This window comes from Streptomyces fulvoviolaceus (assembly GCF_000718165.1).
Lineage (GTDB): Bacteria > Actinomycetota > Actinomycetes > Streptomycetales > Streptomycetaceae > Streptomyces > Streptomyces fulvoviolaceus.
This window is the reverse complement of sequence record NZ_JOEY01000017.1, coordinates 163,876-175,846: the sequence shown is the minus strand read 5'-3', so window position 1 is coordinate 175,846 and position 11,971 is coordinate 163,876. Positions and strand designations below refer to the sequence as shown.

The following is an 11,971-nucleotide window of genomic DNA, read 5'->3' as shown; positions in this document are numbered from 1 at the left end:
TGGTACTGCAGGGGGGACCCTGTGGGAGAGTAGGACACCGCCGAACAAATTTTGGGAAAGGCCCACACCTTATGGTGTGGGCCTTTTCGCATTTCCGGGCCGATTACATAAATACAAATACGGGGTGCCCCGATACCCCTCCTATTACAGACGCCCCGCAGCCTTCAATGCCAGATACGCGTCCGCCAGTGCAGGGGCCAGGTTGTCCGGCGTTGCGTCGACGACCGTGACACCGTGGCGACGGAGTTGCTCCGCGGTGCGATGGCGCTCGGTCTGAGCCTGTGCGGCGGCCGCAGCCTCGTAGATGGAGTCGGTGGTTCCCCGAGCTGTGGCCATTTGGGCGACGTGGGGATCCGCCACCGACGCCAGCAGGAGCGTATGCCGTTGGGTGAGCTGGGGGAGAACCGGCAGCAGGCCCTCTTCGACCGGTGCTGCGTCGAGGCTGGTGAGCAGCACGATCAGGGATCGGCGGGGAGCCGCCCGGAGCGCTGTGGCCGTGAGACCTCGGGCGTCCGTCTCGACGAGCTCGGGTTCGAGCGTTGCCATCGCGTTGACCAGGGAAGGGAGCACGTCGCTTGCCGTGCGGCCCTGGACCAGGGCGCGCACCCGCCGGTCGTAGGCGAGCAGGTCCACTCCGTCGCCGGCGCGGGATGCCAGTGCGGCCAGGAGCAGGGCCGCGTCCATGGAGGCGTCGAGGCGTGGGGCGTCGCCCACGCGGCCTGCCGACGTCCGGCCGGTGTCCAGGACCACGAGGATGTGCCGGTCGCGTTCGGGGCGCCAGGTGCGTACGGCGACCGTGGAGTGGCGGGCTGTGGCGCGCCAGTCGATGGAACGGGTGTCGTCGCCGGGGACGTACTCGCGAAGGCTGTCGAACTCCGTGCCTTCGCCGCGGGTGAGGACGCTGGTGCGGCCGTCCAGTTCGCGTAGGCGCGCGAGCTTGGAGGGGAGGTGCTTGCGGCTGGTGAACGGGGGCAGGACGCGCACCGTCCACGGCACTCTGTGGGTGCCCTGGCGGGAGAAGAGGCCGAGAGGGCCGTAGGAACGGATCGTGAGGCGATCGGCCTGGCGGTCGCCGCGGCGGGTGGGGCGTAGGCGGGTCGTGAGCCGTCGGCGCTCGCCGGCGGGGACCGTCAGGCGGTGACGGGAGGCTTCTACTTCCGTGCCGGGCTGCCAGCTGCTGGGAGGCCACGCGTCGCGCAGGTGGGCGCGCAGCGGGCGGCTGGAGGGGTTGGTGACCGCGAGGGTGACGTCGGCGGCGTCGCCCAGGCGTACGGAGTTGTCGCCTGCGCGAGTCAGGCCGAGACGTCGTACGGGTGCCGCCAGCGCGAAGTCGCAGGCGCAGGCCACGGCCAAGGGCGCGTTGACCGCGAGGATGCCCGTCCAGCTGGGCTCCCAGATGCCGACGGGGAGGGAGCCCAGAGCCGCGAGGAGAGCGGCGCGTCCGGTGAGGGCCATCAGCGGGGGACCGGGACGTGGGCGAGGATCGCGTTGATGACGGAGTCGGCCGTCACGCCTTCCATCTCGGCCTCCGGGCGGAGCTGTACGCGGTGGCGGAGGGTGGGGAGGGCCAGTGCCTTCACGTCGTCGGGGATGACGTAGTCGCGGCCCGTCAGCCAGGCCCAGGCGCGGGAGGTGGCCAGGAGGGCCGTGGAGCCGCGTGGAGAGACGCCCAGGGTGAGGGACGGGGACTCGCGCGTGGCGCGGCAGATGTCCACCACGTACGCGGTGATCTCGGGGGAGATCGTCGTCTTGGCGACCGCGGCGCGCGCGGCTTCCAAGGCTGCGGGTCCTGCCACGGGGCGTACGCCGGCTGCGCGCAGGTCGCGGGGGTTGAAGCCCTCGGCGTGGCGGGTGAGGACGTCGATCTCGTCCTGGCGGGAGGGCAGCGGGATCGTGAGCTTGAGGAGGAAACGGTCCAGCTGGGCTTCGGGGAGGGGGTACGTGCCCTCGTACTCGACCGGGTTCTGGGTCGCGGCGACCAGGAACGGGTCGGGGAGGAGGCGTGGGGTGCCGTCGACCGTGACCTGCCGTTCCTCCATGGCTTCCAGGAGGGACGACTGGGTCTTGGGCGGGGTGCGGTTGATTTCGTCGGCCAGGAGGAGGTTGGTGAAGACCGGGCCGGGCTGGAAGGAGAACTCGGCGGAGCGGGTGTCGTAGACCAGGGAGCCCGTCACATCGCTCGGCATGAGGTCCGGGGTGAACTGGACGCGCTTGGTGTCGAGTTCGAGCGCGGATGCGAGCGCGCGGACGAGCAACGTTTTGGCGACTCCGGGGACTCCTTCTAGCAGGACGTGTCCGCGGCAGAGGAGGGCGACGACGAGGCCGGTCACGGCGGGGTCCTGGCCGACCACGGCTTTGGCGATCTCGGCGCGCAGGGCTTCCAGGGAGGCCCGGGCGGTGTCCGGGTCCCCGGCGTACCCGGCGTTGTCAGTGGTCGGGTCCATCATGAACGGCGTACCTCTCTTTCGAGGGCGTCGAGTTGATCGGCGAGGGAGATGAGGGCTGCGTCGTCTCCGGGCGGCCGGCCGAAGAGGAGGGGGTGCAGGGACTGTCCGTCGCCGTGTAGGTGGTCGGACAGGGCGGGGAGCAGGGCTTCGGGCGTGTTTGCCTGGGCGACGGGGACGCCTACGAGGGGGGCGAGGCGGGTGCGGGTGGTGGAGCGAAGAGCGGACGCCGCGCGGTCGCGGGCGTTCGACTTGCGGTAGAGGCGGGCGCGGCCTTCGACGGTTTCGGAGGCGCGGATCGCCACGGGGAGTTTTTCGGGCACGAGGGGGCCCAGTCGGCGTGCCCGCCAGAGGGCGGCGAGGGCTGCCGCGATGAAGAGCTGCAGTGTGCCCCAGAGCCATCCCGAGGGGAGTAGGTCGAACAAGCCGCGTTCGTCGTCGGGGTCGGCGGCAGAGGTGTCGGACAGCGAGGGGAGGTACCAGACCAGATGGTGGCGGGAGCCGAGGAGTTGGAGGGCGAGCGAGGCGTTGCCCTGCTCGTCGAGGGTGTCGTTGTAGAGGATGTCGGGAGCGCCGAGCACGACCGTGTCGCCGTCCCCGGAGGCCGCCGGGACGTGCACCAGGGTGGGCAGGCGCTCGCTGGGGTAGCACTCGTCGGGGCCGGGGTGGGTGACGGTGTAGCGGATGCCGCCGGTGTCGGCGGTTCCCGCGCGCTGGGCGGCCGGCAGGTCGCAGGCGGGGGAGAGCGTCGAGTCGAGGCTGGTGGCGGGGTCTGCGACGACGCCGGGGACGAGCCGTTCGACGGACCAGCTGCCGGGAGCGACGAGGACGGTGCGGCCGCCGGAGTCGGCGGTCGCGGAGTGCAGCCGGCTCTGTTGACGGTGGGTCAGCAGGTCGGGGACGGCGATCAGGAGGGTGGTGTCCGGACCGGCCGCAGCTCCGGCCTCGTCGAGGGTCGTGACCACGCGCGTGGAGACACCTCGATCGGCCAGGAGTTCGGCGACGGCTCGGCTGCCGTACGGGTCGGCGGAGCGTGGGTCGAGGCTGCCGTGCCGGGTGTCGGAGCGGATCACGGCGATCGCGACGGCCGCCGCCAGCAGGAGCACGAGGGCGAGTGCGACGCCTCGCGCGCGGGTCCACGCCTGGCGGGCGGTGGGCGAGGCCGAGGTGGAGGGGAGCGTGGCCTCGGTGGTCATTCGGCGGCTCCCTGGCGGGCGTTGTGGGCCGCGCTGTGGCTGCTGCTCGCGAGCACCGGCCTGGTGCGCTCCAGGGCACGGTCGAGTTCGGTGATGCGGTGGTACGACTGCTCGGTCGCGGCCCGGCCGCCGTACGTCACGTCGTCGAAGTCCCGGGCGGCGGTGCCGAGTCGGTCGGCGTGGGAGGGCAGGGTGCGGCCCGCTTCGGCGGCGGCCTCGTCGGCGGTGCGGCCGGGGCGGATGTCGAGGAGGGTGCGCTCCTCCAGGGAGCGGACGATGGCGCGCATGCGTTCCTGGACGGCCTGGTTCCAGTGGCCCTGGGCGGCGTGCGCCTCGGCTGCCGCGCGGTGTTCGGCGGCACTGCGGGGACGGTCGTCGAACAGGGCGGCGGCGGAGGTGGGTTGGCGGCGGGGGGCGCCGAGGCGCCACCACAGCGCGCCCAGGACCGCGAGGACGGCCACGATGACGACGACCAGGCCGAGCGCTCCTCCCGGCGTCGCGGCCGAGGCGGCGTTGAACAGCTTGCCGACCCAGTCCCAGAAGGCGTCCAGGGCGCGCTGGAACCAGCTGGGGTCGTTCTCGTGGTACATCCGCTTGGACAGCTCGCGTCGAGCCGCCTCCCGCGCGGGGTCACGTGGGATCGTCAGCGGCGGTTCGTCGTCCGAGCGCGCCAGTGACAGGGCGGACGCGTCGGAGGTGCGCACCAGCGTCCGTACGGTCGTGTCGGCGGTGTGCAGCAAGCTTCGTACGGCTCTGTCGGCGGCGTGCGGCAAGGCGTGTGCCGCGGTGAGAACTCCCCCCGTCAGGTTCACCGCATCAGCCCCCGGGCGTGGGGCCGGTGCTGTAGCCCTGGACGCCCGCCGCGCGGGCCAGTTCGAGGTCGAGGGCCTCGCGGCGGATGCGCTGGTCGATGTAGAGGAGCACGGTGACGCCCGCCGTGATCGGGAAGGTGATCATGGAGCCGATCACCGAGCCGACGCCGCTGATGATGAGGAACGTCCAGCCCAGATCGCCGGTGCCGTTGACGAGGCCGCCGATGCCGTCGCCGCTCAGGGCGGCGGCGAGGAAGGTGAAGGGGATGACGACGATCGCCGCGACGATGTTCGCGATGATCGTGGCGAGCAGCTGGATGCCGAAGACCCGCCACCAGGAGCCGCGGACCAGCTTCGCGGAGCGGCTCATCGACTTCACGATGCTCTGCTTCTCCAGCATCAGCGCAGGCGAGGCCAGCGAGAAGCGGATCATCAGCCACAGCGCGACGATCCCGGCACCGAGGCCGCCCAGGACGGCCAGGGCGGCACCGGCGCCACCCGCGCCCGCGACGGCCACGAGGATGCCGGGCACCGTGCCCACGAGGACCACGCCGAACGTGATGAGCAGCAGCAGGAAGATCAGGCCGAACAGCTTCGGGACCTGCGGGCGGGCGTCGCGCCAGGCCTCGCCGGTGGTGACCGACTTGCCGAGCACGGCACGGCTGGTGACGGTCGTGAGCAGGGCGGTCGCGGCGACCGTGCCGATGAGGGAGATCACGAAGACGACGGTGGTGCCGAGCATGGCGTCGCCCATGGCCCGGGTGAGTTCGTCGAAGGTGGCGCTCGGGTCGTTGAGGGCTTCGGTGCTGGTGCTGTCGTTCAGGACGAAGCCCTGGAGCAGGATGACGAGGATCTCGGTGACGACCGCGACGGTCAGGGAGATGCCGAGGACCGTGCGCCAGTGGGTGCGCATGGTGGAGACCGCGCCGTCGAGGATCTCGCCCACGCCGAGTGGGCGGAGCGGGATCACGCCGGGCTTGGCGGCCGGCGGGGGACCGCCCCAGCCACCTCCCCACGCGGGGTATCCGGGAGCACCGTAGCCCGGGTGGCCGCCGGGACCGGGAGCGCCGTAGCCACCGGGACCGGCGGGCGGCTGGGTACCCCAGCCCGGGCCGGGCGGTGGGGGTGGCGGAGGCGTCTGGCCGGGGCCGGTGGGCGCGGACCACTGGCCCGGGGGCGGCTGCTGCGGGGACCACTGCGAACCGGGGCCCTGCGAGCCGGTGTTGTTCGGGTCCGGGCTCGGCTGGTCCTCGGGCTGTGGAGCATCGGCGCGGTCGTTGGGCTCGGCAGGACCGGACGCGCCGGGCTCGTGCCCGTCGGAGGGGGCGGATCCGGGCGAGGCCCAGCCCGGAGTGTCTTTCATCGTCGCTCCTTCACGGTGCCCGTCCGCGGTCGCGGCGGCAGGTTGGCAGCCATCGTGCCATGGGGTGGTTGTCGACGGACCAGCCGCGGTATGGGCTGGACACCTTCAATTGTCTGCCGGATAACGGGCAGACTGACCGCATGGCTGATCAGTACGCGCAATCCGGTGAGGACAGCAGGCCGACCGAGATACCGGCGATCCGCTGGGAGGAGCCACCCGAGGGCCCTGTTCTGGTGCTTCTGGACCAGACGAGGTTGCCGGCAGAGGAGGTCGAACTGGTCTGTACGGATGCGTCCGCACTGGTGGAGGCGATCCGCTCGCTCTCCGTGCGCGGGGCGCCGTTGCTCGGCATCGCGGGGGCGTACGGCGTCGCGCTCGCCGCCGCGCGTGGGTTCGACGTGGACGAGGCGGCGACCGTACTGGCGGGCGCCCGTCCCACCGCGGTGAACCTCGCTGTCGGGGTGCGCAGGGCTCAGTCCGCGTATCGGGCCGAGCTCGCCAAGAGCGGCGATGCCGGACAGGCGGCCGGGGCGGCGCTGGCCGCTGCGCGCGGGCTGCACCGGGAGGACGCCGAGGCGAGTGCCCGGATGGCCGAGTGCGGGCTGGCGCTCCTGGACGAGCTGTTGCCCGGTGGCGGGCACCGGATCCTGACGCACTGCAACACGGGATCGCTCGTGTCGGGCGGCGAGGGGACGGCGTTCGCGGTGGCGCTGGCGGCGCACCGGGCGGGGCAGCTGCGGAGGCTGTGGGTGGACGAGACGCGTCCGCTGCTGCAGGGTGCCCGTCTGACGGCGTACGAGGCGGCGCGCAGCGGCATGGCGTACACCTTGCTGACCGACAATGCGGCGGGCTCGCTGTTCGCGGCGGGGGAGGTGGACGCGGTGCTGATCGGGGCGGACCGTATTGCTGCCGACGGGTCGGTGGCGAACAAGGTGGGAAGCTATCCGCTCGCGGTGCTGGCGCGGTACCACCATGTGCCCTTCATCGTGGTGGCGCCGGTGACGACGGTGGATCCGGACACGCCGGACGGGGCGTCGATCGAGATCGAGCAGCGCCCCGGCCATGAGGTGACTGAGGTCACAGCACCCCAGGTGCCGGTGGCGGGTGCAGAAGCGGGAGGCGGGATTCCGGTGGCGCCGCTGGGGACGCAGGCGTACAACCCGGCGTTCGATGTGACGCCGCCCGAGCTGGTGACCGCGATCGTCACGGAAGAGGGCGCTGTTTCGCCCGTGACGGCGGAGGCGCTGGCTGAGCTGTGTGCCAGGTCGCGGCAGGTGACGATCGGTTGAGCGGGGTGAGTGGGTCACGCGTGGATGGCATGGACCGCACGCGCTGCCGTCGGCTCGAGCACCGCCACCTGATCCTCCCGAGTCACGAACCGCAGACAGTAGTGACGTCGTACGACTATCGTCACAGGTCAGTGACCTCGCTCACCAGCGCCCCGGTCACTGTTACAAGAATGGGATGATGTCGTTTATGAAGGGACGAGTCCTTGTCGTCGACGACGACACCGCACTGGCCGAGATGCTCGGCATTGTGCTGCGTGGTGAAGGTTTTGAGCCGTCTTTCGTAGCCGACGGTGACAAGGCGCTGGCCGCTTTCCGTGAGTCCAAGCCCGATCTGGTGCTGCTCGATCTGATGCTGCCCGGGCGGGACGGTATCGAGGTGTGCCGCCTGATCAGGGCGGAGTCCGGGGTACCGATCGTGATGCTCACGGCCAAGAGCGACACCGTCGATGTCGTCGTGGGCCTGGAATCGGGTGCCGACGACTACATCGTGAAGCCGTTCAAGCCGAAGGAGCTCGTGGCCCGTATCCGGGCACGGCTGCGGAGGTCGGAGGAGCCGGCGCCCGAGCAGCTCGCCATCGGCGACCTGGTCATCGACGTGGCCGGTCACTCCGTGAAGCGGGACGGGCTGTCGATCGCGCTGACGCCGCTGGAGTTCGACCTGCTGGTCGCGCTCGCGCGCAAGCCGTGGCAGGTGTTCACGCGTGAGGTGCTCCTCGAGCAGGTGTGGGGCTACCGGCATGCGGCGGACACCCGCCTGGTCAACGTGCATGTGCAGCGGCTGCGCTCCAAGGTCGAGAAGGACCCGGAACGGCCGGAGATCGTGGTGACCGTCCGTGGGGTGGGATACAAGGCAGGACCCAGCTGACATGTCCGGAGACAGTGCCGCTTCGTCGCCCGGGCGGACCGGGGCTCGCGCGGGGCGGCCTGTCGGCCGGAAGACGGCGGGCTCGCGCTGGGGACGTTTCTTCGAGGGCGGGCTGCTTCAGGGCGGAGTCCAGGGCAGTCCGGTCCTCCGGCTGTTCATGCGCTGGGTGCGCCGGCCGTTGCTGCCCGTCATGCGGTTGTGGCGGCGCAACATCCAGCTCAAGGTCGTCGTCACGACCCTGCTGATGTCGCTCGGTGTGGTGCTTCTACTGGGCTTCGTCGTCATCGGACAGGTGCGCAACGGTCTGCTGGACGCGAAGGTGAAGGCGTCGCAGAGTCAGGCCACCGGCGGGTTCGCGGTGGCCAAGCAGAAGGCCGACGAGGCCGGGACCGACGACGACGCGAGCACGGTGGACGGGCGGCCCGACCAGAACGTCATCGAGTGGATGAGCAACCTCGTCTATTCGCTCTCCAGCGGCGGCCAGGGAGCGTTCGACGTGGTGACCCTGCCCGTGGGCGACGACAGCGGCAGCGGGCGTGGACCGCGCGCCTCCGGTGACGTCGACCCGTCGGCGAGTGTGCCCGAGGACCTGCGCGAGAAGGTCGACGACAGCACGGCGGCGGCCCAGAGCTACACCCGCATCGTCTACGACGCCGACAAGGAGTCCCAGCCGGCGCTGGTCATCGGCCAGCAGGTCAACGACCCGAACGACGACCCGTACCAGCTCTACTACCTCTTCCCGCTCACCCAGGAGGAGAAGTCGCTGAGTCTGGTCAAGGGCACACTCGCGACGGCGGGGCTGTTCGTCGTCGTACTCCTCGGGGCCATCGCCTGGCTCGTGGTGCGTCAGGTCGTCACCCCGGTGCGGATGGCGGCCGGGATTGCCGAGCGGCTGTCGGCGGGGCGTCTGCAGGAGCGTATGAAGGTCACCGGTGAGGACGACATCGCCCGGCTCGGTGAAGCCTTCAACAAGATGGCGCAGAACCTGCAGCTGAAGATCCAGCAGCTGGAGGACCTGTCGCGGATGCAACGGCGGTTCGTGTCCGACGTGTCGCACGAGCTGCGGACGCCGCTGACGACCGTACGGATGGCCGCGGATGTCATCCACGAGGCGCGGGAGGACTTCGATCCGGTGACCGCGCGGTCGGCGGAGCTGCTCGCCGACCAGCTGGACCGGTTCGAGTCGTTGCTCGCGGACCTTTTGGAGATCAGCCGCTTCGACGCGGGTGCGGCGGCGCTGGAGGCCGAGCCGATAGACCTCCGGGAGGTCGTGCGGCGAGTCGTGAGCGGGGCCGAGCCGCTCGCGGAGCGCAAGGGCACGCACGTACGCGTGGTCGGCGACCAGCAGCCGGTCGTCGCCGAGGCGGACGCCCGGCGCGTGGAGCGAGTGCTGCGCAATCTCGTCGTCAACGCCGTGGAGCACGGCGAGGGCAAGGACGTCGTCGTCAAGCTCGCCTCGGCGGGCGGGGCGGTCGCCGTCGCGGTGCGCGACTACGGCGTCGGGCTCAAGCCCGGCGAGGCGACCCGGGTCTTCAGCCGTTTCTGGCGGGCCGACCCGGCACGCGCGCGTACCACCGGTGGTACGGGTCTGGGGCTGTCCATCGCCCTGGAGGACGCGCGGCTGCACGGCGGCTGGCTGCAGGCGTGGGGTGAGCCGGGTGGCGGTTCGCAGTTCCGGCTGACGTTGCCGCGGACCGCGGACGAGCCGCTGCGGGGCTCCCCGATACCGCTGGAGCCCAAGGACTCGCGCCGCAATCGTGGACTTGATGACGCCGGTCTGCCGCGCGGGGGCGGGGACAAGGCGGCCACCGTGCCCGCCCAGCCGACGGGCGATCCGGCGTCGTCACGGGACCCGATCGTGCCGCGGGCGGCCGCTGTGGCGCCCACGGCCGATCCGACGGCGCTGCCCGGCAACGGCGCGCGCGTGGTGCCCCGGCCCGCCTCGGGTGTGCGACGGCAGGACGACACGGCCGCTGCGGAGGGGCAGCGTGAGACCGCGAGCCGTGCGGACACCGGGTCGGCGAACTCGTACGAGCAGGGGGAGGCATTTCGTGGGCGCTGACCGCGAGGGGGGCGCCCGGCGCACGCCGGGGCACGCGGTGGCGTACGCCGTCTGTGGCGTCGTACTGCTGGCAGGGTGCGCCTCCATGCCCGACAGCGGGGATCTGCGCGGCGTCGACTCCACGCCGCGCCAGGACACACAGGTGCGGGTCTTCGCCATGCCGCCGCAGGAGGACGCCGAGCCCACGGATATCGTGCAGGGCTTCCTTGAGGCGCTGACCAGCGACGATCCCAACTACGAGACGGCGAAGAAGTACCTGACCCCCCGCACCGCGCAGACGTGGCAGCCGGAGCTGTCCACCACGGTGCTCGACGACGGGCCCGGTGCCAGGTTCGAGCCTTCGGTCGACCGGGAAGAGACCGGCGACGCCTCGTTCGTGCTGACCGGCACCAAAGTGGCCGTGGTGGACGCGCAGCAGTCGTACTCGCCCGCTTCCGGTGACTACAGCGAGTCGGTGCACCTCACGCAGGACCAGAAGACCAAGCAGTGGCGCATCGACGTGCTGCCGTCGGGTGTCGTCATGGGCAAGTCGGACTTCCAGCGCAACTACATGTCCGTCAACAAGTACTACTTCGCCTCGAACACGACGACTGCCCCGCAGATCACGGCCGTCGCCGATCCCGTGTACGTGCGCGAGCGCGTGGATCCCATGACGCAGCTGGTGAAGTCCCTGCTCAACGGGCCCACGACCTGGCTCGACCCCGTCGTCAGGTCGAGTTTCCCGACCGGTACGACGCTGAGGAAGGGGGTCACCTCGCTGACGCCCGACGATCAGAACAAGCTGACGGTGCCGCTGAACGCGAAGGCCGCCGGGGTCAGTTCGACCAAGTGCGAGGCGATGGCCTCTCAGCTGCTGTTCACCCTGCAGGACCTGACCCCCGTCGTGGACGAGGTCGAACTGCGCTCGGGCGGGAAGCAGTTGTGCGCCGTTACCGAGGGTCGGGCCGACGCCGTCGCCGCGCGCGGTTCGGTGCAGCACCCCGAGTACCTGTACTTCATCGACGGCAAGCACCGGCTCGTACGGATCGCGGCCGGACAGGACGTGAGTGGCGCGACTCCCGATCCGGTGCCGGGGGCTTTGGGCGAGGGCGACAAGGATCTGCGGTCGGTGGCGGTGTCGCGTGACGAGCACACCGCGGCCGGGGTCGGCATTGACGGCAAGGCGCTGTACGTCGGTTCGCTGGTCTCGGGTGGTTCGCTCGGGGATCCCGTGCTGGTCAGCGCCGGCAAGACCGCGGACGACCGGCTGACCGCCCCCAGTTGGGACGCGGAGGGCGATCTGTGGGTGGCCGACCGCAATCCCGAGGACCCGCGGCTGCTGGTGCTTCAGGAGGGTTCGGGCACGCCACTGAAGGTGGACATGCCCGGGCTGGACGGACGTATCAAGGACCTTCGCGTGGCCGCCGACGGCGTACGGATCGCACTCGTCGTGGAGAAGGACGACAAGCAGTCCCTGCTCATCGGGCGGATCGAGCGGGAGGGCAAGTCCGGGGAGCGGCCGACCGTCGCGATCCAGGAACTGCGTTCCTCGACCCCGGGGTTGGAGGAGGTCACGACCATGTCCTGGGCGGGTGACAGCCGGCTCGTGGTCGTCGGGCGCGAGCATGGTGGCGTGCAGCAGGTGCGGTATGTCCAGGTCGACGGCTCCACGCCGGAGGGGCCCGCGCCCGCGGCTCTGACCGGGGTGAAGGAGATCGCCGCGTCCGAGGACGACCAGCTGCCGTTGGTGGCGTATTCGGAGGACGGGATCGTACGGCTGCCGTCCGGGGCGCAGTGGCAGAAGGTGGACGCGGACGGGACGGCGCCGGTCTATCCGGGGTGAGCGGTTCGGATCGTTGAGAGAGGCGGCCGTTTCCGCCGGGGGAAGCCCTGGTGGGGGCGGTGCCTTTCGCATGGGCAGGTACGGGTGGCGGTGGTCGCGTTGCTGCGCGGGGACCGGG

The 11,971-nt window shown here is 71.1% G+C and carries 9 protein-coding genes; 4 read left to right on the top strand and 5 right to left on the bottom strand.

Annotated features, from left to right (window positions below; all coding sequences use genetic code 11):
- Positions 1-144 precede the first annotated feature (144 nt).
- The 5 genes from IG08_RS0120255 to IG08_RS0120235 all read right to left on the bottom strand — a co-directional run bounded on the left by IG08_RS0120255 (position 145) and on the right by IG08_RS0120235 (position 5,815).
- Positions 145-1,455 (bottom strand): DUF58 domain-containing protein, encoded by a 1,311-nt coding sequence (locus IG08_RS0120255; protein WP_030604162.1) that lies wholly within the window; start codon positions 1,453-1,455, stop codon positions 145-147.
- Complete coding sequence (locus tag IG08_RS0120250; RefSeq protein ID WP_106980988.1) at positions 1,455-2,444, bottom strand: AAA family ATPase; 990 nt, start codon at positions 2,442-2,444, stop codon at positions 1,455-1,457. Before IG08_RS0120250 ends, IG08_RS0120255 begins: the two co-directional genes overlap by 1 nt.
- On the bottom strand, positions 2,444-3,640 hold the full coding sequence (locus IG08_RS0120245; protein WP_030604156.1) for a DUF4350 domain-containing protein: 1,197 nt from the start codon (positions 3,638-3,640) through the stop codon (positions 2,444-2,446). The genes IG08_RS0120250 and IG08_RS0120245 overlap by 1 nt, the downstream gene beginning before the upstream one ends.
- Positions 3,637-4,380 carry a DUF4129 domain-containing protein gene (locus tag IG08_RS0120240; RefSeq protein WP_030604153.1) on the bottom strand — a complete coding sequence of 248 codons (744 nt, stop codon included), beginning with the start codon at positions 4,378-4,380 and terminating at the stop codon, positions 3,637-3,639. The genes IG08_RS0120245 and IG08_RS0120240 overlap by 4 nt, the downstream gene beginning before the upstream one ends.
- A gap of 76 nt (positions 4,381-4,456) precedes the next feature.
- Positions 4,457-5,815 carry a DUF7847 domain-containing protein gene (locus IG08_RS0120235; protein WP_030604150.1) on the bottom strand — a complete coding sequence of 453 codons (1,359 nt, stop codon included), beginning with the start codon at positions 5,813-5,815 and terminating at the stop codon, positions 4,457-4,459.
- Positions 5,816-5,955: 140 nt separating this feature from the next.
- Here IG08_RS0120235 and mtnA point away from each other — a divergent pair, with 140 nt between their 5' ends.
- The 4 genes from mtnA to IG08_RS0120215 all read left to right on the top strand — a co-directional run bounded on the left by mtnA (position 5,956) and on the right by IG08_RS0120215 (position 11,853).
- Positions 5,956-7,104 (top strand): S-methyl-5-thioribose-1-phosphate isomerase, encoded by a 1,149-nt coding sequence (mtnA, locus tag IG08_RS0120230; RefSeq protein WP_030604148.1) that lies wholly within the window; start codon positions 5,956-5,958, stop codon positions 7,102-7,104.
- Positions 7,105-7,279: 175 nt separating this feature from the next.
- Positions 7,280-7,969 (top strand): two-component system response regulator MtrA, encoded by a 690-nt coding sequence (mtrA, locus tag IG08_RS0120225; protein ID WP_199820881.1) that lies wholly within the window; start codon positions 7,280-7,282, stop codon positions 7,967-7,969.
- 1 nt (position 7,970) lies between these two features.
- Positions 7,971-10,031, top strand: coding sequence for an MtrAB system histidine kinase MtrB (gene mtrB, locus IG08_RS0120220; protein ID WP_030604141.1), 2,061 nt, complete (start codon positions 7,971-7,973; stop codon positions 10,029-10,031).
- The gene (locus IG08_RS0120215; protein WP_030604138.1) at positions 10,021-11,853 is read left to right on the top strand and encodes an LpqB family beta-propeller domain-containing protein; all 1,833 of its coding nucleotides are present in this window, start codon (positions 10,021-10,023) and stop codon (positions 11,851-11,853) included. The genes mtrB and IG08_RS0120215 overlap by 11 nt, the downstream gene beginning before the upstream one ends.
- Positions 11,854-11,971 lie beyond the last annotated feature (118 nt).

What these genes read in the sequence shown, in the direction of transcription:
- IG08_RS0120255 (WP_030604162.1), bottom strand. Translation starts at nt 1,455, where the DNA reads ATGGCCCTCACCGGACGCGCCGCTCTCCTCGCGGCTCTGGGCTCCCTC.
- IG08_RS0120250 (WP_106980988.1), bottom strand. Translation starts at nt 2,444, where the DNA reads ATGGACCCGACCACTGACAACGCCGGGTACGCCGGGGACCCGGACACC.
- IG08_RS0120245 (WP_030604156.1), bottom strand. Translation starts at nt 3,640, where the DNA reads ATGACCACCGAGGCCACGCTCCCCTCCACCTCGGCCTCGCCCACCGCC.
- IG08_RS0120235 (WP_030604150.1), bottom strand. Translation starts at nt 5,815, where the DNA reads ATGAAAGACACTCCGGGCTGGGCCTCGCCCGGATCCGCCCCCTCCGAC.
- mtnA (WP_030604148.1), top strand. Translation starts at nt 5,956, where the DNA reads ATGGCTGATCAGTACGCGCAATCCGGTGAGGACAGCAGGCCGACCGAG.
- mtrA (WP_199820881.1), top strand. Translation starts at nt 7,280, where the DNA reads ATGATGTCGTTTATGAAGGGACGAGTCCTTGTCGTCGACGACGACACC.
- mtrB (WP_030604141.1), top strand. Translation starts at nt 7,971, where the DNA reads ATGTCCGGAGACAGTGCCGCTTCGTCGCCCGGGCGGACCGGGGCTCGC.